This window comes from Mesorhizobium sp. M0898 (assembly GCF_040319695.1).
In the GTDB taxonomy this organism is placed as follows: Bacteria; Pseudomonadota; Alphaproteobacteria; order Rhizobiales; family Rhizobiaceae; genus Mesorhizobium.
On sequence record NZ_JAMYOE010000013.1, the window covers coordinates 92,042 to 111,968 of the forward strand.

Genomic DNA, 19,927 nt, shown 5'->3' on the forward strand with positions numbered 1-19,927 from the left:
TAACAATCAACGAATAACATTTGACGTATTCGAGTTGATTGACTTGGTCGCTGGTCAGGAACGTCGTGGGGGGACGTAGCTGGCCATCCGGTGTCGCATGCGATCCCGCGTTTTCCGCATATCTCGTCCTGCAATAATCCTTTCAGTAAATGTGACGTTGCCCTTGGATCCTCCACCCAGGCTGCAAGTCGTACCTGTGGCGGCGTTCCTTTGCGAGCGCCGGGCAAATGGAGGCCGACATGCCCGCAGAACTTGTTCCGAAATCCGTTGTGCAACTGCCGGCACCGACGGCTTCCACCGCAAGCCATGAACTCACCGACCTTTGCCTGGCACTCTGGGCCAGAATGGGATTGTCCTGGAAGCCTGCCGTCGAATGGTTCCCACGCGTGGTCGTTCTGCATTCGGCGATCTACCGCACGATGTTCGACTCCTCGTCGGAAGGGGACATCGATGCCGTTCTTCTGGCCGATGAGCGGCGTAACTCGCCGCTGGACAACCTGCGTGACCACATTCCGCTGGCGATGGTGCCTGTCATCGATCTGGGCGGCCGTGCCGGCCGGTTCGCGGATGTACATTTCGATCTGATGCAGCAAACGACTTGGGCGGAGACGGCAAAATGCATACTCGATTTTCGCCGCCGCCGCCAACAGCTTGCCGCGCACATCCGTTCGACAAATACGCCCGAAACGCGCTTTCTTGCGCATGCCTTCGCCGCCGGCAGAAGCATCGAAGCCAAGCGCTATCCGATGACGTCGGCCTCCATAAGCTATCCGGGCTTTCCGTCGGCGGCCAAGACAATCCCGATCGCCGAAGATCTCTCCCATCGCGGACTTCTGCTTAAGACCTTCTTCGACCGCGTGCATGAGTGCGGCGCCTGCGGGTCGCGGCGGCTTACCGTTCGCGAGGAATGTCCCTCCTGCCGTTCGGCCGATATGTTCGAGGCCGAGCTTATTCATCATTATCGTTGCGCGGCTCTTCGTCCTGAAGGCGATTTTCGGCAGGGAAGCGCACTGGTCTGCCCCAAATGCAGCCAGCAATTGCGTCACTATGGAAAGGACTATGACAAGCCCGGCCACTCGCAAATCTGCAGGAGGTGCAAGGATTCGACATCGGAGCCGGCTGTTGGATTCGTCTGCCAGGATTGTGATGCGCGGGCTGATGGCGACAGCGTTAAACGTATCGACCTTTTTTCCTACGCACTCACGGATCAGGCGCTGTCTCTGCTCACCAGTCCGGAGAAAAAGCTGCCAACGTCCTTGTTGGGGTTGCCGCCGTCCCTGGTTCAGGAACTCGACCGCGCACGCATGACCGGAGCGAAGGGCCCGCCGTTGGCGGTCACGGAATTGCGTTACGGAGCACGAGAGTCGCTCATAAAATCAAAGGGCCAGGACGTCTTTGAGAAACTGCGCCGTCTCTTCATCGAAAACCTGAGCAATTACCTTGCGGAGACAGGATCGGTGCACAAAGGCGCCGCCGCCGACTATTTCATCATGACGGCGAAGGGCGACGCAACATTGTCGGAGCAGATATCGGCAATGCTTTCAATCTGCGAGGCGTCTTTGGGCGAAAAGCTTGATCCTCGCCCTCGGGTGGCGACCAAAACGGGGCAAGCCTCGCGTTGAATGATCTCGAACTCGGATTTGCGTTCCTGCTAGCTCAATCGACGGCGAGCCTGGCCTCCGTTTTCTGGTACACGCTGGTCTTTGAGTTCCCCCGCTACATCATTCCGTTCGTCGCGGCCGCTGTGACCATGCGTTCGCGTGATGCCGCGGGTTCGATTGACCATGAGCGACCATTACGGCCCAATGTAAGCATCATTCTGGTTGGCCATAATGAGGCTGAGTCCATCGAAACCTGCGTCCGCTCGTTGCGGGAACAGTCTTTCAATGACTTCGAAGTTGTCATTGTCAGTGATGGTTCGACCGATCGGATGAGCAGGGTCTCGCAAGCTCTGGTCAAGAGAGGTTATGCCTCGCGCATCATTTCGACGGATCTGCGGGGCGGCAAGGCGAGCGGGATCAATCTGGCGTGCCGCGTAGCCAAAGGCGACATACTGATCAATGTCGATTGCGACTGTTCGTTTGATCGGTACGCGATCGAGAATATTCTCGGCCCCTTTTCGGATCCAGCGGTTGGAGCGGCATGCGGCGATATTGCACCGCGCAACGGCCACGCGAGTATCGTCGCCCAGTTTCAGGAGATCGAATATTTGCAGTCGATTTCGGTCGGAAAGCGTATTGCTGGAGCTCTCGATCAGGTCGTTTGCATTTCGGGAGCGTTCAGCGCCTTCAGGCGCAAAGCCCTTTTGGGGGTTGGGGGGTTCGACGTAGGCGGTGGCGAGGATCTGGATGTCACGCTGAGATTGCGGCGGGCGGGCTGGCGCATGGCCTATGTACCGGATGCGATCTGCTATACGGACGTCCCGATAACCGCATACCAATATATCCGCCAGCGATTGCGCTGGGAACGCGATGCCATTTGGCTACGCTTTCGCAAACACTACCGCCTGTTTCATGTCTCGGACTCGGGTTTCCGGCTTCCGGAGGCCCTACACCAATGGGATTTCCTCCTTTTCAACGTCGTTGGTGCCGCGATATTCCCGCTCTATCTCGTCTGGCTCGCCCTCCAGTACGGCTCTTTCACGCCCGCGATCCTCATCGGCATGCAGTGCGGCCTCCTGGTTCTCGACGTGTTTGTGCTGGCGCTGGCCAGTTGGACCACCGAGCGGCGGGGGTTCTGGCGAAGCATATGGTTCCTGCCCGGCTACTCCCTGTTCATGACCTATGTGATGAGACCCGTTCGATTGATCGCCTATATCGATGAATGGGTGTTCTCAGGTTCACATCGCGACAACTACACGCCGATCAAAGTTCGGCTAGAGCGGCCCTGGTAGAGAACGAGTTTCAGATGAAATACATTCGAAAACATGTCCGAGTGGACAATCTGGGAAAACAGCAGCGCGCGAATGTGGGAAGTTGGGGTCGCATCGTTTACCTCGCTCTCCTCGGTTTGTTTTCCTCTTCGATCGTCTACTACCTCATTGGTGATGCGGTCGTCTTGTCAGCGGACGGTATTGTCCTGAAGGATCGGTATGCCGTCGATGCCGCCTATCCGGCCAAGGTGACGCATGTCTTTGTCAAGGCGGGAGACAAGGTCGAGCCCGGTACATTGCTCGTCGAGCTTGAATCGTTCGACATGGTCAAGGAGATCGCGGAGCTGCTGTTGCGACAGGGTGAACTCGCCGTTCGCGAGGGCCAGCTCCACAGCCGACACGAAGCGATCCAGTCCGTGATGCCGCTGGCCGAGCGGACAGCGCGTGAAACCAGGACGACACTTGCGAGAATCGACACCATCGTCACGGCAGGCATCGTCTCGACTTCGACGAAGGACGAAGCCGTTCGTGGCAGCTTCCAGGCCGCCGAACATCTGGCTGATCTGACCGGTCAACTGCAAGCGACCAAATCCGAACTCGCCCTGGTGGCGCAATTCCGTGCGAGATCGGGCGAGGCTATGGATGAGGTAAAGGCCATATATGACGGCGGAAACATCCGCTCGGTCACGGAGGGGGTCGTTGGCGCCAAGGTGCCGGTCCCTGGCCAGGTGCTGCGGTTCGGCGATCCGCTTCTACAGATCGACGGCGGCAAGTCCTACGTCCTCGCCTATCTGCCGGACAACTATCTGTTTTCGCTGCGCGAAGGAATGGCGGTCGACGTGGGTAACGGAACCGAGCGTGCAAGAGGAACAGTCGAAAAGATTCTGTCGGTCGCCGACGCGTTGCCGGACGAGTTTCAGAACATGTTCCGGCCCCGCGACAGGTCAAGGCTGATCCGTATCGCACTCGATGAGTCGAATTCCTTCGCGGTCTCGCAAAAAGTATCAGTGAGTGGTTGCGCGTTCGGCTTCTGTTGGGCCAGGTAATGCCTGCTTAATCCCGCGGAGGCAGCTACTTAGCCGTCCCGGGAACGCAGTCAATCTTCCTCGCCCGATACGACGTTCCAGGTCCTTCGCGTTGCGAGCGACGCCAGTGCCACCATGGCCGCGCGAAACCGTGGGATCAAAGAGGTGAAGTCAATCCACCAGGATCCGTGCCGCATCCTCCGGGCACCGTCCGGCAAGCTTGATTCGTTTTAACCAAGTGGCTAGGAGAGGCGGCCTTGCGCTAGGGTGAGCCGGCATCCTATTTACACAATAACGATCCAGAACCGATTCTGCCCGATTGCAAATCTCCGGCGCCGGAATCCCATCCTCAAAAAGGGATAGTCCATGAAGAACCCCGTCGAAACCTACATGAACCTCGTTCCGATGGTGGTCGAACAGACCAATCGCGGCGAGCGGGCCTACGACATTTTCTCGCGGCTCCTCAAGGAGCGCATCATTTTCATCACCGGCCCGGTCGAGGATGGCATGGCGACGCTGGTCTGCGCGCAGCTGCTGTTCCTCGAGGCGGAGAATCCGAAGAAAGAAATCAACCTCTATATCAACTCGCCCGGCGGCGTCGTCACCTCCGGCATGGCGATCTACGACACCATGCAGTTCATCAAGCCTGCGGTGTCGACGCTCTGCATCGGTCAGGCCGCCTCGATGGGCTCGCTGCTCTTGACGGCGGGCCACAAGGATATGCGCTTTGCCACGCCGAACGCCCGCATCATGGTCCACCAGCCTTCCGGCGGTTTCCAGGGCCAGGCTTCCGACATCGAGCGCCATGCCCAGGACATCATCAAGCTGAAGCGCCGCCTCAACGAGGTTTACGTCAAGCACACCGGCAAGAGTTATGATGAGATTGAAAAAACGCTCGACCGTGACCATTTCATGACTGCCGACGAGGCCAGGGATTTCGGCCTCATCGACAAGGTCATTTCGTCACGTGAGCCGGTCGAAGGTATTGCCTTATAGGCCCGCGGTGGCTCCGCGGTGGCAATGAGTGGCGGGATCACGCGCTTTTGGCGCAGCTTGCGGCATTTCGGCCACAATTGGCTGTTCCCTCGACGGGTGCAATTGCCTACGTTAAGGCTATGTTGATTTTCGACGGCTTAGCTTTGCGTGGGGTTGTTCGAATCATTGCCCCGTTTTCCGATTTGTGTTTCGTACGGAATGCGTTGCGGGAGCCGGGGCACTGGCGGCGGCGGATTCCCGCGATAGATTGAATATGCGCCCTTTCAACCAGACCATCGGCGGGCGGCCATGAAAGGACATGAAAATGAGCAAGGTCGGCAACAACAGCGGTGATTCCAAGAACACGCTTTATTGCTCGTTTTGCGGCAAAAGCCAGCACGAAGTGCGCAAGCTGATCGCCGGGCCGACGGTGTTCATCTGCGACGAATGCGTCGAACTGTGCATGGACATCATCCGCGAGGAGAACAAGACCTCGATGGTGAAGTCGCGCGAGGGCGTGCCGACCCCGCAGGAAATCCTCAAGGTTCTCGACGACTACGTCATCGGCCAGCCTTACGCCAAGCGCGTGCTGTCGGTGGCCGTCCACAACCACTACAAGCGCCTCGCCCATGCCGGCAAGAACAACGACGTCGAGCTGGCGAAGTCGAACATCCTGCTGATCGGCCCGACCGGCTGCGGCAAGACGTTGCTGGCGCAGACGCTGGCCCGCATCATCGACGTCCCCTTCACCATGGCCGACGCGACGACGCTGACCGAGGCCGGCTATGTCGGCGAGGACGTCGAAAACATCATCCTGAAGCTGTTGCAGTCGGCCGACTACAATGTCGAGCGCGCCCAGCGCGGCATCGTCTATATCGACGAGATCGACAAGATCTCGCGCAAGTCGGACAATCCCTCGATCACCCGCGACGTGTCGGGCGAGGGCGTGCAGCAGGCACTTTTGAAGATTATGGAAGGCACTGTCGCCTCCGTGCCGCCGCAGGGCGGCAGGAAGCATCCGCAGCAGGAATTCCTGCAGGTCGACACCGCCAACATCCTGTTCATCTGCGGCGGCGCTTTCGCCGGCCTGGACAAGATCATCTCGGATCGCGGCAGGAAGACCTCGATCGGTTTCGGCGCCATCGTCGCTTCGCCCGAGGATCGCCGCACCGGCGATGTTTTCCGCCTGGTCGAGCCTGAGGATCTGTTGAAGTTCGGCCTCATTCCCGAGTTCGTCGGCCGTCTGCCGGTCCTGGCGACGCTGGAGGATCTCGACGAACCGGCGCTGATCCAGATCCTGACCGAGCCGAAGAACGCGCTGGTCAAGCAGTATCAGCGGCTGTTCGAGATGGAGAATGTCGACCTGACCTTCCATGAGAACGCGCTGTCGGCGATCGCCAAGCGCGCCATCGAGCGCAAGACCGGCGCACGCGGCCTGCGTTCGATCATGGAAGCGATCCTGCTCGACACCATGTTCGAGCTGCCGGCACTGGAAGGCGTGCGCGAAGTGGTTATTTCGGAAGAGGTGGTGTCAGGCAACGCCAGGCCGCTCTACATCTATTCCGAGCAGAAGGAAAAGAAGGGCAACGTCAGCGCCTGACGTGAGCCGGCAATGGATTTTTCTGAAACGGCGCCGCAGGGCGCCGTTTTGCTGTCGCACACCGCGTACGGCGCCGCGTAGTTGCTGCGGATTGGAGGGACGGACCGTGTTGACCCTTGATCTTTACCCCCTGTGCCTCCAACTAAAGGCGGAAGGCCGTGGTGCCGAATTCTGTGCTGTAAAACTCCCGTCACAAACGGTGGTAGGCGGAACGATCCCCGGTCGTTAATATGAGATTCGCGGTTGGCCCATTGGCGGCCGCGACATGAAAGGTTGGACAATGGCCAAATTATCCAAGGCTCCCAGCGACGGCGTCTTCGCAGTCCTCCCACTGCGCGACATCGTGGTGTTCCCGCACATGATCGTTCCGCTCTTCGTCGGGCGTGAAAAGTCGATCAAGGCGCTGGAAGAAGTGATGGGTCAGGAAAAGCAGATCCTGCTCGCGACCCAGATGAATGCCGCCGACGACGATCCGGAGCCCGATGCCATCTTTGACATCGGCACGCTCGCCAATGTGCTGCAATTGCTGAAACTGCCGGATGGCACCGTGAAGGTGCTGGTCGAAGGTGCCTCGCGCGCGAAAATCGTCGCGTTCACCGACCGTCCCGACTTCCATGAGGCCCGTGCTGCGGCGCTGGTCGAACCGGAGGAGGAAGAGGTCGAAGTCGAGGCGCTGGCACGTTCCGTGGTCACCGACTTCGAGAACTACGTCAAGCTGAACAAGAAGATCTCGCCCGAAGTGGTGGGTGCTGCCAGCCAGATCGACGACTATTCCAAGCTCGCCGACACGGTCGCTTCGCACCTTGCCATCAAGATCCCCGAGAAGCAGGAGATGCTCGCCACGCTGTCCGTCAAGGAACGGCTGGAAAAGGCGATGGGCTTCATGGAAGCCGAAATCTCGGTGCTGCAGGTGGAGAAGCGCATCCGCTCGCGCGTCAAGCGCCAGATGGAGAAAACGCAGCGCGAATACTACCTCAACGAGCAGATGAAGGCGATCCAGAAGGAGCTCGGCGAGGGTGAGGACGGCCGCGACGAGGCCGCCGAGATCGAGGCGCGCATCAAGAAGACCAAGCTCTCCAAGGAGGCCCGCGAAAAGGCGGAGGCCGAGCTGAAGAAGCTGCGGACGATGTCGCCGATGTCAGCTGAATCGACCGTCGTGCGCAACTATCTCGACTGGCTGCTGTCGATCCCATGGGGCAGGAACTCCAAGGTCAAGCAGGACCTGGCCTTTGCCCAGAATGTGCTCGATACCGATCATTTCGGCCTCGACAAGGTCAAGGACCGCATCGTCGAATATCTCGCTGTGCAGAGCCGCCAGAAGAAGCTGAAGGGGCCGATCCTGTGCCTCGTCGGACCTCCCGGCGTGGGCAAGACCTCGCTCGGCAAGTCGATCGCCAAGGCGACCGGCCGTGAGTTCATCCGCATGGCGCTGGGCGGCGTGCGTGACGAGGCCGAGATCCGTGGTCACCGCCGCACCTACATCGGCTCGATGCCTGGCAAGGTCATCCAGTCGATGAAGAAGGCGAAGAAATCCAACCCGCTCTTCCTGCTCGATGAGATCGACAAGATGGGCCAGGATTTCCGCGGCGATCCGTCATCGGCTTTGCTCGAGGTGCTCGATCCCGAGCAGAACTCGACGTTCATGGACCATTACCTCGAGGTCGAATACGACCTGTCGAGCGTGATGTTCGTGACGACGGCGAACACGCTGAACATCCCTGCGCCTTTGATGGACCGCATGGAGATCATCCGTATCGCCGGCTACACCGAGGACGAGAAGATCGAGATCGCCAAGCGTCACCTGATGCCCAAGGTGATCCGCGACCACGCGTTGCAGCCGAAGGAGTTCTCCGTCGGCGAGGACGCGATCCGCGGCATCATCCAGACCTACACCCGTGAAGCGGGCGTCAGGAGCCTGGAGCGCGAGCTGATGAAGCTCGGGCGCAAGGCGGTGACCGAGATCCTGAAGACGAAGAAGAAGACGATCAACATCACGGCGGACAATCTTGCCGATTACCTTGGTGTTCCGCGCTTCCGCTTCGGCCAGGTCGAGAGCGACGATCAGGTCGGCGTGGTCACCGGGCTCGCCTGGACGGAAGTCGGCGGCGAGCTGTTGACGGTGGAAGGTGTCATGATGCCCGGCAAGGGCCGCATGACCGTGACCGGCAATCTGCGCGACGTGATGAAGGAATCGATTTCGGCGGCGGCGTCCTATGTCCGCTCGCGGGCCATCGATTTCGGCGTCGAGCCGCCACTGTTCGACAAGCGCGATATCCACGTCCACGTGCCGGAGGGTGCAACCCCGAAGGACGGACCGTCGGCTGGCGTGGCGATGGCGACGGCGATCGTCTCGGTGCTGACCGGTATCCCGGTCAGGGCCGATGTGGCGATGACTGGCGAGATCACGCTGCGCGGCAGGGTGCTGCCGATCGGCGGCCTTAAGGAAAAGCTGCTTGCCGCACTCCGCGGCGGCATCAAGAAGGTGCTGATTCCGGAAGAGAACGCCAAGGATCTGGCGGAGATTCCGGAGAACGTGAAGAGCGGCATGGAGATCATTCCGGTCTCACGGGTTGGCGAAGTGTTGCGCCATGCGCTGGTGCGCATGCCGGAACCGATCCAGTGGGTCGAACCCGTCAATGCGCCGGCCGTGGTCGATGTCGGAGACGAGGCTGGTAAATCGCTGGCGCATTAGTGCTTGCTAAAGTTGCAATGCACAAAGAGAGAGCCGGGCCTTGAGCCCGGCTTTTTCATGTGAAGAACCGCGGATTTCCGGGCTTTTTTCGACTTTCCCGGCGCTTTTCGACTTGGTTGCCGGAGCGCTTCTTTCTAAAGTCCGTTTCCTGCCGGATGAGTCGAGTGTTCCGGTTTTCTCATGGAAGGGAATTTTTATGAACAAGAACGAACTGGTGTCCGCTGTCGCCGATGCCGCGAGTATTTCGAAGGGTGACGCGCAGTCGGCGGTTGATGCGGTGTTTTCCGTGATCACCGGCGAACTGAAAAAGGGCGGCGATGTCCGGCTTGTCGGCTTCGGAAATTTCACCGTGTCAAAACGCGCCGCGTCGACCGGCCGCAATCCGCAGACCGGTGCGGAAGTGAAGATCCCGGCGCGCACCGTGCCGAAGTTCTCGGCCGGCAAGGGCCTCAAGGACGCGGTCAACTAGGCGCCTCCTTAAGTCTTTCAGAGAAAAGAAAAGCCGGCATATCCGGTTTTTCTTTTCTGTTGGAAAAGGCGGCGCTATGCCGTCGGCGCGTCCGTGCGCATCAAGCCTTCTTTCTTGAGATCGGTCCACAGCGCCGATGGCAGCTTTGCGTCGAGCAGGGAGCGATTGCTTTCGACTTCGCCCGGCCGCTGGCCGCCGGGGATTACCGAGACGACGGAAGGATGCAGCAGCGGGAACTGCAGCGCCGCCTCGATCAGGCGCACGCCGTGGCGTTTGCAGACGGCCTCGATGCGGGTGACGCGGTCGATGATGTCCTGCGGCGCCTCCGAATAATTGTAGTAGGCGCCGGGCTTCGGCCCGGTTGCCAGGATGCCGGAATTGTAAGGCCCGCCGAGAACGATGCCGATGCCGCGTTGCTGGCATAGCGGCAGGAAAGACTGCAGCGCTTCCTGCTCCAGCAGCGTGTAACGCCCGGCAAGCAGGAACAGATCGAAATCGCCGCGCTCGGCCAGCGTCTGGGCAACCTGCCACTCGTTGATGCCGCCGCCGAATGCCTTGATCACGCCCTGGTCGCGCAATGCCAGCAATCCGTAGTAGCCGGAGCTCATGAATTCCTGGATGTGCTGGTCCGAGGCTTCCTTGCTGCCATGGGTGAAGATGTCGACATCGTGCACGAAGAGGATGTCGATGCGGTCGACGCCGAGCCGTTCCAGCGAGGCTTCGAAGGAGCGCATGACGCCGTCATAGCTGTAATCGTAGACCTCGCGGCGCGACGGCGTGTCGAAGAACTTGCCGATGCCGGTGCGCTGCTCCGGCGGGCAGGCGCGCATTATGCGCCCGACTTTGCTGGACAGCACGTAGTCGTCGCGCTTCTTCGAACGCAGGAACGGATTGAGCCGCGTTTCGGCTAGGCCCAGCCCATAGAGCGGCGCGGTGTCGTAGTAGCGGCAGCCGACCCGCCATGCCGCCTCCAGCGTAGCATTGGCATCCTCATCGGAGACGGCGCGGTAAAGATTGCCGAGCGGCGCGGTGCCGAAGCCGAGCTCGGTGAAATTGATGCCGCCATTACCGATGCGGTCGAAATGCCGTGTCTTCATATGCTGCCGTTTCCTCATTTGGATTTGCCGTGACACTATCACGGCTGTAGCGCATCAAAAGCACTGCGTGTCGTTGGACACCGATTTTCGCGGTGATAGCATGAATGAAAACAAGCCGTTCGGGGCAAAGGTGACTGAGATATTCAAATGGTTCTCCGGCACCGGCAAGCTGGTGCAAATGTCATGACGGACGCCGGCGAAAACCTGTTTGGGATTGCGCTGAACGAGCTTGGCACCGTGCTGGAGCGTATCGACGCAAGCCGCATCGACGCCGCTTGCGCCATCTTGGCCGGTGCGAAAAAGATCGTCACCTATGGCTGCGGCCGCGAGGCGCTGCAGGTCAAGGGTTTTGCCATGCGGCTCTATCATCTCGGTCTGCCGGTGTCGGTCGTCGGCGACATGACCACGCCGCCGCTGGGCGCGGGCGATGTCTTCCTCGCCAGTTCCGGCCCGGGTGAGACGTCGACGGTGCTGACCTTGATGCAGGTCGCGCGCGAGGTCGGTGCCACCGTCCTGCTGCTCACCGCGCAAGCCGACAGCACTGCCGCGAAGCTGGCCGACCTCACACTGCTTATCCCGGCTCAGACCATGGCCGACGACCAGGGTCCCGAAAAGACATCCGTCCTGCCGATGGGCTCGGTTTTCGAAGGCGCGCTGTTCGTCCTCTTCGAAGTGATGGTGCTGAAGCTCAGGGATCTGACCGGCGTCTCGCCGGGAGCGATGCGCGGCCGCCACACCAATATGGAGTAGGTGTCATGCGCTACGAATTGATGCTGCCGCATCAGATACGCAAGGTGATCGCCGAAAACCGGCCGGTCGTGTTGCCGCTGGGTGTGCTTGAATATCACGGCGAGCACATGGCCGTCGGCATGGACACGCTGGCGGTGGTCAAGAGCCTGGAACTGTTCGAAAAAGAAGCCGAGATCGTCATTCTGCCGCCCTTCTATTACGGCGCGGCGAGCTATGCTGTTGCAGCACCGGAGGGCAGTGGTTCGCTGCAGGTCGGCGGCAATGTGCTGGCGCCATTTGCGGAAGAACTGTTCTATAGCCTGCTGCGCATCGGCTTCCGCAACATCCACGCCATCATTCACCACCAGACCGAAAATTTTGCCGCCGGCATGCCAACCGATCTCGCCTTCAAGGCCGCCGGCCGGCAGGCGATCTTCCGCTTCCTGGAGAAAGAACGTGGCGAAGGCTGGTGGGGCTCTGCGGCGATGGCCGACTATTATGCCGAGCACGCCGAGGGCAGCAATTTCTTCAACTGGGTGCAGGTGCATCCCCTAATGCCGGCTTCAATGCACAGCCGGTACCCGTTCGACCATGCCGGCACCGGCGAGACGTCGCTGATGCTGGCGCTGTACCCGGAAGCGGTGGATGCCGGCCGCTTCGCCGACAACACCGGCTGGTACACGGCAAGTGCGCCCGAAGCTTCGGCGGAATTGGGGCAAAAAGGGGTTGCCATGATCCTCGAGCATTTGCGAGCAACACTTTCGGGTTAGCGCGCTTTTCCCTTCTCCCGCAACAAGGGGAGAAGGGAGAGCCGGCGCAGTTATTTCACCGCGCCCGCTGTCATGCCCATGATCAGGTAACGCTCGAGCGCGATGCCGATGACGGCGAGCGGCGTGATGGCGGCGGTGGCAAGCGCTGCCATCGACCACCAGTTGATGCCTTGTGAGCCGGTCTGGCTGGCCACCATGACAGGAATGGTCTTTGCGTCGGTCGAGGTCAAAAGCGCTGCGAAGAAATACTCGTTCCAGCACAGCACCATCGCCAGGATGAAGGCGGCGACCATGCCCGGCAGCGCGATCGGCATGACGATGCGCAAGAAGGCGCCCCAGATCGACAGGCCGTCGACGAGTGCTGCCTCCTCCAGCTCCACCGGTATGGAGTTGAACTGGTCGCGCATGATCCAGATGACGATCGGCAGCACCATCAGCGTATAGAGCAGGATCAGCCCGACGCGTGTGTCGAGCAGGCCGACCTCCCGGTAAAGCACGAGGAAGGGCAAGGCCAAAACCACCGGCGGCAGGATCAGCTGAGACAGGAAGAAGAAGGAAATATCCTCGTTCCTGAACCAGGCAAACTTGTAACGATAGCGGGTCAGCCCGTAGGCGGCGAGGCTGCCGATGACGATGGCGAGGGTCGACGCACCGACCGAAGTGATGACCGAATTCATGAAACGCTTGATGAATTCGTCGCGCACCGTCGACGTCCGAAAGATCGAGTCCGGCGACAGGCCGAGCGAACGCCAGCCCTTCCAGTCGGGCCGGAAGTCGACGAACGGGATCAGATGGCCCTGGGTGACGTCGACCGCGGTCTTGAACGAAGTGGTTATTGTCCAATAGATCGGGAACAGGCAGATGAAGGCCCAGAAGATGAGCGCGCCGTAGATGAAGACGCGGTTGGCGACGAAGCTCGCCGGCGAGCGAATTTCGGAAGCGGCATAGTCGGTGGTCTGAACGCTCATCTTGCCGGCCCGATCAGTTGACGTTGCGCACGAAGCGGCTGGCGAACTTCAGCAGCCAGGTCACGAACACGATGATGATGATCAAATAGGCCATCGCCAGCATCGTGCCGTAGCCGACGTTCGAACGGTCGCGATATTCGCGGTAGATGAAACTGGACACCGAATCGGTCGCGCCGCCCGGCCCGCCGGAGGTGACGGTGATGATGATATCGGCGAGCTTCAGCTTGAAGATGATGCGCAGGATGACCGCTGTCACCGACACCGGCAGCATCAGCGGGAAGGTGACCTGCCAGAAGGTCTGCCAGGCAGTGGCGCCATCGACACGCGCTGCCTCGAGCACCTCGCGCGACATCGCCTGCAGGCCGGCGAGCAGCATGATCATCATGAACGGGATGAACGTCCACGCGTCGAGCACCATGATCGAGATGCGGGCGGTGATCGGGTTGGAGAAGAAGGCCGGGTTTTCCCAGCCGAGATGCCGTGCCAGTGTCGCGGCCGGCCCGAAGCGGTATTCCATCAGCGACTTGCCGATCATCCACGACACCGCCACCGGCGACAGCATCAGCGGCATGAGAAACACGACGCGGAAGAATTTTCGTGCCCTAATCTGCGCGTTGAGCAGCAGCGCCAGGCCGAAGGCGATGACATATTCGACGAACACCGCCAGCACGTAGAGCACCATGTTGAACAGCGCATTGCGATAATAGGCGTCGTTCAGCATCTGCCAGAAATTGTCGAGCCCGTTGAACTGCCGTCCGCTGAAGGAACTGAGGTTCCAGTCGGTCAGCGCGATGTAGAAGCCGAACAGCGTCGGGAAGATCACCATGGCAATGGTAAACAGCAGCGCCGGCAGCAGGAACAGAGCGCGCTGGCCGTCCTCGCCGCGCGTCAGCACCTGGCCGATGCCGAGCGCGACACCCCACAGCACGTAGGCATAGACCACCGGCCGCCAGGTGTCGAAGCCGATAGTGTCGACCTCGCTCTTGTAGAGGATTTGCAGCGCGATCACCGCCAGAAGGCCGAGCGTCGCAGCAGCCATCAGCGCCCAGCCAAGCCGTTTGCGGCTCCGCGGAATCAGGTCGGATGGCACGGCGCCTGCCGGCCATTCACTTGTCGACAAAGTCTGGTCAGCCAGGGTCCGGTCAGCCACGCGTCTTGCCTGTTCACAGGAGGCTCGATGACCGGCCGAGCCGATCGAGGCCGGGCCGGTAAAGCGGATGTCCGGCGGCTGTGCGCCGCCGGACCAGGTTTCACGATCTCAGCCTACATGCCGAGCGATGCCTTGTAGAGCTTGACCTGTTTGTCGCGGCCGATCTGGTCGGTCAGCTTCTCCCAGGCGGCTGCGATGGCGTCGGCGCCTTCCTGCGCCTTCATCTTGCCGGCAAAGGTGTTGGCCAAAATGTCCTCGGCGGCGCTGTAGTACTGGAAGATGCCGGGGATGCGCGGCTCGATCGCCGCGTTCGGATGGTTGTAGCTGTCGGCTTCCGACTTCAGATACGAGGTGATGAACGCCTCGTCGTAGCCCGCCGCCACCCATTCCGGAATGTTGAAATGCGAGTTGCGATAGGGCTGGAAACCCGACGGATAGGCCGCGCACCAGAGCGACAGGTCCTTGCCGCCGAGATGGGCAGCGGCAGACCATGCCGCCTTCTTCTTCTTTTCGTCGCTGTCGACGCGGGCCATGACGTAAACGCCCCAGCCGAGATAGGCGCAGTTCGGCGCATGGTTCGGGCCGCTGGCGAGCTTGTCCCACTGGCCGGTCTTGGAGTTGTAGACATCGTCCGAGCCCGGCAGGATCGAGAAGCCGGTGATGTCGCCGACGACCGAGGAATCGTTGGTCTTGACGTTCGAACCGACGTCGCCCCACCAGGTAACCATCGAACCGGTGCCTGCCAGGAATTGCTGGAAGGCGGTGGTGTTCGGGTCGGCGTTGATCTGGTCGGCAGGTTCGGAGGGCAGGGCATCGATGACGTCCTGGATCGCCCGCACCCATGCCGGATTGTTGACGCGCGGCTTCATCGTGTCGGCATCAAACAGCCAGGCCTTGTCATCGGGATGCTTGGCGTAGGCGCTGGCGCGGCTGCCGAGGAAATAAAAGCCGAAACCGCCCCAGGGCTTGGGCGCATCGAGATAGCCAAAGACATCCTGGCCTTTCACCTGCTTGCCCTTGAGGAATTTCGTCACCGCCTGCACCTGCTGCCAGGTCTTCGGCACGCCCCATTCGCCTTCTCCGCCGCCGTCCTTCCAGGCCTTGGCGAGGTCGGCATCGGCGAACACGTCGGTGCGGTAGTTGAAGTTATGCGCGTCGCCGTCGACCGTGACGCGATATTGCTTGCCGTCCCAGGTGCCGACCGGCGGCTGCAGATAGGCCACGACATCCTTCATGTCGATCTGGTCCTTGACCCAGTCCGGCATCTCGGAGGTGAGACCCTTGCCGCAGACGTCGCCTTCGAACGGTGCCCCCATTTCGATGATGTCGAAATCGACGGTGCCGGTCGCGATCGACTGCTGCAGGCGGGCGTTGTAGTCAGCCTGCGCCAGGTCGATCCAGTTGATCTTGGCGCCGGTATAGGTCTCCCACGGCTTCAGGAAGCCGCGAAACAGCACATTGTGCAGGTTCTGGTTGTTGAGGCCCATGAAGGTGAGTTCGACACCGGCGAATTCGCCTTCCTTGACATTGGCCTTGGTGGCGCCAAGGCAAAGCTCGCCGACCTGCTGGAAGTCGGCATCGGTCGGCTGACCCTTGCCGACACCCGGAATCTGCAGGATCTGCGCACGCAGGTCGTCGGCGGCCGCAGCCGTGCGCGTCAGCGCACCAAGCCCGGCGCTTGAGGCCGCCGCGAGGGCGGCCATGCTGGCCGCTCCCTTCAGCACGTCGCGGCGGGTGGCCCCGGCGCGGACAAGTTGGTTATAAAGGCTGACTTTCATTTCGTTCCTCCCAGAAGGTCAATTGTGAATTGGTTCAGATGGTGGAGCGCCGATTATGTTCCCCAACGACAGCGACTCCGGTAAATAGCGGCCCGAATTCTCCCTCCCGCGACGCTTGGCATTCAGTGCCGGACAAGCGTACCGGTGCGCCCGGAACAGGGTCATAAGCCGGACACTGTCACTATTCGCACAACGAAGTGCGGTGTCAACGTGAATGGGTTTTTTATCTATAAGAGACTGACTTGCCCTCGCCGTTTGCGTTGTTTAGCTTCACGGCAACTGAAGGGGGAATGATGGCTCAAGTCGCGATCCGCAATGTGGCCAAGGCGTTCGGAACCGTCAAGGTTCTGCACGATGTCAGCGTCGACATCGCCGACGGGCAGTTCGTGGTGCTGGTCGGGCCTTCCGGCTGCGGCAAGTCCACGCTGCTGAGGATGGTGGCCGGGCTGGAAACGGTCTCCGGCGGCACCATTGCCATCGGCGAGCGCGTCGTCAACCATCTGCCGCCGGCCAAGCGCGACATCGCCATGGTGTTCCAGAACTACGCGCTCTATCCGCACAAGACGGTCGAGCAGAACATGGCCTTTGCTCTCAAGCTGCGCAAAACCGACCCGGCGGTGGTCACTGAGCGGGTCAAGCGCGCCGCCGACATCCTCGACCTCAATCCCTACCTCAAGCGCTATCCGCGCCAGCTCTCTGGCGGCCAGCGCCAGCGCGTCGCCATGGGCCGCGCCATCGTGCGCAACCCGCAGGTGTTCCTCTTCGACGAGCCGCTCTCCAATCTCGACGCCAAGCTGCGTGTCCAGATGCGCACCGAGATCAAGGAACTGCACCAGCGGCTGAAGACCACCACCATCTACGTCACCCACGACCAGATCGAGGCCATGACCATGGCCGACAAGATCGTGGTGATGCGCGACGGTCGCATCGAACAGGTCGGCGCGCCGCTGGAATTATTCGACCGGCCAGCCAACCTGTTTGTCGCCGGCTTCATCGGCTCGCCCTCGATGAACCTGCTCAAGGGCGTCGTGCGCAAGGGCGACAAGCCCGTCGTCGAGATCGCCGGGACGCCGTTCCCGATTGCGGCGACCAGTGCCGTCGAGGATGGCCGTAATGTCGTCTACGGCGTGCGGCCCGAGCACCTCGAAATCCATCCCGATGGTGTTCCGGCGAAGATTTCGGTGGTCGAGCCGACCGGTTCCGAGACTTTGGTGTTCCTGCGCTTCGGCGAGGGCGAGATGGTGGCGCTGTTCCGTGAGCGCCACGACTTCAAGCCGGGCGACACACTGCACCTGAAACCGCGGCTCGACCAGGTGCATCTCTTCGACGCAGAGACCGGCAAGCGTCTCTGATTTCGCCCCAGCAAACTTCGCGAGGAATACCATGCTCAAAGGAATCAATCCGCTGCTCAATGCCGATGTGCTGCAGGCGCTGCGGGCGATGGGCCACGGTGACGATCTGATTATCGCCGACACCAATTTCCCGTCCGATTCGGTGGCGCGCCAGACCGTGCTTGGCCGGCTACTGCGCATCGATGCGTCGGCGGCCGACGTGGTCAAGGCGGTACTGTCGCTCTATCCGCTGGACACCTTCGTCGACGATGCCGCCGCGCGCATGGAGATCGTCGGCAAGCCGGACGACATTCCCGCCGTGCAGAAGGAAGTGCAAAAAGAGATCGATGCCGCCGAGGGCAAGGCCTGGCCGATGATCTCGGTCGAGCGCTACGCCTTCTACGAACGCGCCAAGAAGGCCTATTGCGTCATCCAGACCGGCGAGCGCCGCTTCTATGGCTGTTTTGCGTTCCGCAAGGGCGTCGTGCCACCGGATGCGGAGTAGCGGGATGCCGGCGAATCCGATCGTCATGAAGCCGGTTGTCATATTGGGCGTCTTCGTCGCCGATACGGCCTACCGCGCCGCCCGCCAGCCGCGCATGGGCGAGACGATCCTGGGCACGTCCTTCACGCTCGGCCCCGGCGGCAAGGGCTCGAACCAGGCGGTGGCGGCCGGCCGGCTCGGCGCCGACGTCACCTTCCTTACCCGCCTCGGCGTCGACCCCTTTGCCGATATGGCGAGACAGACCTGGTCGCACGCCGGCGTGAAGAGCGCCGTCATCGACACACCGGAAAGCTACACCGGTGCCGCCTATATCTTCATCGAGGAGACGAGCGGCAACAACGCGATCATCGTCAGTCCGGGTGCGGCGATGCTGATCTCGCCCGCCGATATCGAGGCAAATGCCGGCCTGATCCGCGCGGCCGGCGTTTTCGTCACCCAGCTCGAACAGCCGATCGAGGCGGCGCTGCGGGCGCTGGAGATCGCGCGCGGGGCAGGGGTGACCACCATCCTCAACCCGGCGCCCGCGGCCAGGCTTCCGGACCGCATCTACACGCTTTGCGACTATGTCACGCCGAACGAAACCGAGGCCGAGGAACTGACCGGCATCAAGGTGTCCTCGATCGACGACGCCCGCCGTGCCGCCGACAGCCTGCTTGAGAAGGGCGTTGGGGCAGTCATCGTGACGCTTGGCGAAAACGGTGCGCTGCTGCACACGGCCGATCGTTCCGAGCATGTCGCAGCGGTCGCCGCCGGCCCGGTGGTCGAGACCACAGGCGCGGGCGACGCCTTCAACGGCGGCCTGGCTGCCGCGCTGTCGAGGGGGATCGAACCTCTGGAAGCGGTGCGCTTCGCCTGCGCCGTCGCAGGCATCTCGGTGACGCGCCCGGGCACCGCGCCGTCCATGCCGACGCTGCAGGAGGTCGAGGCGCTGCTCGCCGAGGGGTGAGACCGTATGGATTACATCATGAACGACGACGGTTTTTGACAAATCAACGTCGACATTTCTCCGACACCAGGGGACGTGACCCCAAAGGAGAAATGGCGCGAGTGACGGGGCTCGAACCCGCGACCTCCGGCGTGACAGGCCGGCACTCTAACCAACTGAGCTACACCCGCGCATGGACGAGCACGTGTCAGCCGTGTTCGTCGTTGGGGCGGTGGATAAGGGGTAAGCCACCGGGTGTCAAGCGGACCCGGACAGCATAACAGCAAACAGCAGAAGGTTTTTTGACAAGCCGAACTTTGTTGCCGAAACCGGCTCCCGGCCAAGCCACTGGCCGCTCATTTGGCCTTGCGAAGCCGGTCCTAACTGCTTAAAGGTCCGGCCCGGAGCGGGCGATTAGCTCAGTTGGTAGAGCGCTTCGTTTACACCGAAGATGTCGGCGGTTCGAGCCCGTCATCGCCCACCATTTTCCTCGATGTGTTCAGTTTGGGCTACACCGCTCAAGCTGATCGCCAGGTGAGACGCATCCGATCACTGTGCTACTCGGACTTTGGTCTGATTCAAACTGTCTTTCCGCAGGGACTTAAGTCTGATCTGCTTGCCTCTCATGAGGGAAACGATTGCCGAAAGCTACAACTTGCAGTATCTCAATTGCGTATGGGCATGGGCGGGAGCGAAAATATTCCTGGATGGCTTGCGAGTCATCTTCCGGAGGATCCCGTGATCGCAGGAGATCTCGCGGATAAGATATCGAAGGAAGCTGAAAAAAACCGGCTTCCAGGCGATCGGGTTGTGAAGACAACCCGTAACGAAGAAGACACCTTCAAGAAAGAACAAGTCGAAGCTTATCCCGACGCCGCGGTTGCAGGAGTCTTTGCCAGCGGTTCATTCCTCGCCCTGTTGGTATTAGCCATTTATCTGCTTTATGTGCTCTCGATTGTGGCCGGGGGAACGGTCGCGGATGTTCCCCTGCCGCCCATACTGCACTAGTAGACGCTCCGCCAACACTCTGATTAGCCCGCA

17 protein-coding genes and 2 tRNA genes are annotated in these 19,927 nt (G+C 60.9%); 14 read left to right on the plus strand and 5 right to left on the minus strand.

Features of this window, described 5'->3' with window-relative positions; genetic code table 11:
* The first annotated feature begins 227 nt into the window (after positions 1 to 227).
* From NKH90_RS16450 to NKH90_RS16480, 7 genes are all read left to right on the plus strand, one after another.
* Positions 228 to 1,622 carry a TackOD1 domain-containing metal-binding protein gene (locus NKH90_RS16450; RefSeq protein ID WP_352820081.1) on the plus strand — a complete coding sequence of 465 codons (1,395 nt, stop codon included), beginning with the start codon at positions 228 to 230 and terminating at the stop codon, positions 1,620 to 1,622.
* On the plus strand, positions 1,619 to 2,893 hold the full coding sequence (locus NKH90_RS16455; RefSeq protein ID WP_352820082.1) for a glycosyltransferase family 2 protein: 1,275 nt from the start codon (positions 1,619 to 1,621) through the stop codon (positions 2,891 to 2,893). Before NKH90_RS16450 ends, NKH90_RS16455 begins: the two co-directional genes overlap by 4 nt.
* Positions 2,824 to 3,918, plus strand: coding sequence for an HlyD family secretion protein (locus NKH90_RS16460; RefSeq protein WP_352820083.1), 1,095 nt, complete (start codon positions 2,824 to 2,826; stop codon positions 3,916 to 3,918). Before NKH90_RS16455 ends, NKH90_RS16460 begins: the two co-directional genes overlap by 70 nt.
* Positions 3,919 to 4,263: 345 nt before the next feature.
* On the plus strand, positions 4,264 to 4,893 hold the full coding sequence (locus NKH90_RS16465) for an ATP-dependent Clp protease proteolytic subunit (protein WP_023674655.1): 630 nt from the start codon (positions 4,264 to 4,266) through the stop codon (positions 4,891 to 4,893).
* 304 nt (positions 4,894 to 5,197) lie between these two features.
* Positions 5,198 to 6,472, plus strand: coding sequence for an ATP-dependent Clp protease ATP-binding subunit ClpX (gene clpX / locus NKH90_RS16470; RefSeq protein WP_006332719.1), 1,275 nt, complete (start codon positions 5,198 to 5,200; stop codon positions 6,470 to 6,472).
* A gap of 280 nt (positions 6,473 to 6,752) precedes the next feature.
* Positions 6,753 to 9,164, plus strand: coding sequence for an endopeptidase La (lon, locus tag NKH90_RS16475; protein WP_352501552.1), 2,412 nt, complete (start codon positions 6,753 to 6,755; stop codon positions 9,162 to 9,164).
* Positions 9,165 to 9,360: 196 nt separating this feature from the next.
* Positions 9,361 to 9,633 (plus strand): HU family DNA-binding protein, encoded by a 273-nt coding sequence (locus NKH90_RS16480; protein WP_006201846.1) that lies wholly within the window; start codon positions 9,361 to 9,363, stop codon positions 9,631 to 9,633.
* Between the two features lie 74 nt (positions 9,634 to 9,707).
* Here NKH90_RS16480 and NKH90_RS16485 read toward each other — a convergent pair whose 3' ends face one another.
* Complete coding sequence (locus NKH90_RS16485; RefSeq protein WP_352820084.1) at positions 9,708 to 10,730, minus strand: aldo/keto reductase; 1,023 nt, start codon at positions 10,728 to 10,730, stop codon at positions 9,708 to 9,710.
* A 183-nt stretch (positions 10,731 to 10,913) separates the two neighbouring features.
* On the opposite strand from NKH90_RS16485, the gene hxlB reads away from it, so the two are divergent.
* Both hxlB and NKH90_RS16495 read left to right on the plus strand, forming a co-directional pair.
* Positions 10,914 to 11,480 (plus strand): 6-phospho-3-hexuloisomerase, encoded by a 567-nt coding sequence (gene hxlB / locus NKH90_RS16490; RefSeq protein WP_352820085.1) that lies wholly within the window; start codon positions 10,914 to 10,916, stop codon positions 11,478 to 11,480.
* Positions 11,481 to 11,485: 5 nt separating this feature from the next.
* Positions 11,486 to 12,229: a creatininase family protein gene (locus NKH90_RS16495; RefSeq protein WP_352471961.1), complete on the plus strand. Its 744-nt coding sequence runs from the start codon at positions 11,486 to 11,488 to the stop codon at positions 12,227 to 12,229.
* Positions 12,230 to 12,279: 50 nt separating this feature from the next.
* Here the strand turns inward: NKH90_RS16495 and NKH90_RS16500 are convergent, their stop codons facing one another.
* From NKH90_RS16500 to NKH90_RS16510, 3 genes are all read right to left on the minus strand, one after another.
* Positions 12,280 to 13,197 carry a carbohydrate ABC transporter permease gene (locus NKH90_RS16500; protein WP_352575954.1) on the minus strand — a complete coding sequence of 306 codons (918 nt, stop codon included), beginning with the start codon at positions 13,195 to 13,197 and terminating at the stop codon, positions 12,280 to 12,282.
* 13 nt (positions 13,198 to 13,210) lie between these two features.
* Complete coding sequence (locus NKH90_RS16505) at positions 13,211 to 14,332, minus strand: carbohydrate ABC transporter permease (RefSeq protein ID WP_352456633.1); 1,122 nt, start codon at positions 14,330 to 14,332, stop codon at positions 13,211 to 13,213.
* Between the two features lie 128 nt (positions 14,333 to 14,460).
* Positions 14,461 to 16,125, minus strand: a complete 1,665-nt coding sequence (locus NKH90_RS16510) for an ABC transporter substrate-binding protein (RefSeq protein ID WP_023674663.1) — start codon at positions 16,123 to 16,125, stop codon at positions 14,461 to 14,463.
* A 293-nt stretch (positions 16,126 to 16,418) separates the two neighbouring features.
* On the opposite strand from NKH90_RS16510, the gene NKH90_RS16515 reads away from it, so the two are divergent.
* The 3 genes from NKH90_RS16515 to rbsK are packed head-to-tail and all read left to right on the plus strand — an operon-like array spanning position 16,419 to position 18,907.
* Positions 16,419 to 17,477 (plus strand): ABC transporter ATP-binding protein, encoded by a 1,059-nt coding sequence (locus NKH90_RS16515; protein ID WP_352456634.1) that lies wholly within the window; start codon positions 16,419 to 16,421, stop codon positions 17,475 to 17,477.
* Between the two features lie 31 nt (positions 17,478 to 17,508).
* A complete protein-coding gene (locus NKH90_RS16520; protein WP_352471958.1) occupies positions 17,509 to 17,961 on the plus strand; it encodes an RbsD/FucU family protein in 453 nt (150 codons plus the stop codon).
* Positions 17,962 to 17,965: 4 nt separating this feature from the next.
* Positions 17,966 to 18,907 carry a ribokinase gene (gene rbsK / locus NKH90_RS16525; protein ID WP_352769962.1) on the plus strand — a complete coding sequence of 314 codons (942 nt, stop codon included), beginning with the start codon at positions 17,966 to 17,968 and terminating at the stop codon, positions 18,905 to 18,907.
* Positions 18,908 to 19,000: 93 nt separating this feature from the next.
* On the opposite strand, the gene NKH90_RS16530 is transcribed toward rbsK, so the two are convergent.
* A tRNA-Asp gene (locus NKH90_RS16530) sits at positions 19,001 to 19,077 on the minus strand.
* Positions 19,078 to 19,294: 217 nt separating this feature from the next.
* Here NKH90_RS16530 and NKH90_RS16535 point away from each other — a divergent pair.
* Together NKH90_RS16535 and NKH90_RS16540 are read left to right on the plus strand one after the other, a co-directional pair.
* Positions 19,295 to 19,370, plus strand: a tRNA-Val gene (locus NKH90_RS16535).
* A gap of 20 nt (positions 19,371 to 19,390) precedes the next feature.
* A complete protein-coding gene (locus NKH90_RS16540; RefSeq protein WP_352820086.1) occupies positions 19,391 to 19,894 on the plus strand; it encodes a hypothetical protein in 504 nt (167 codons plus the stop codon).
* The last annotated feature ends 33 nt before the right edge of the window (positions 19,895 to 19,927 follow it).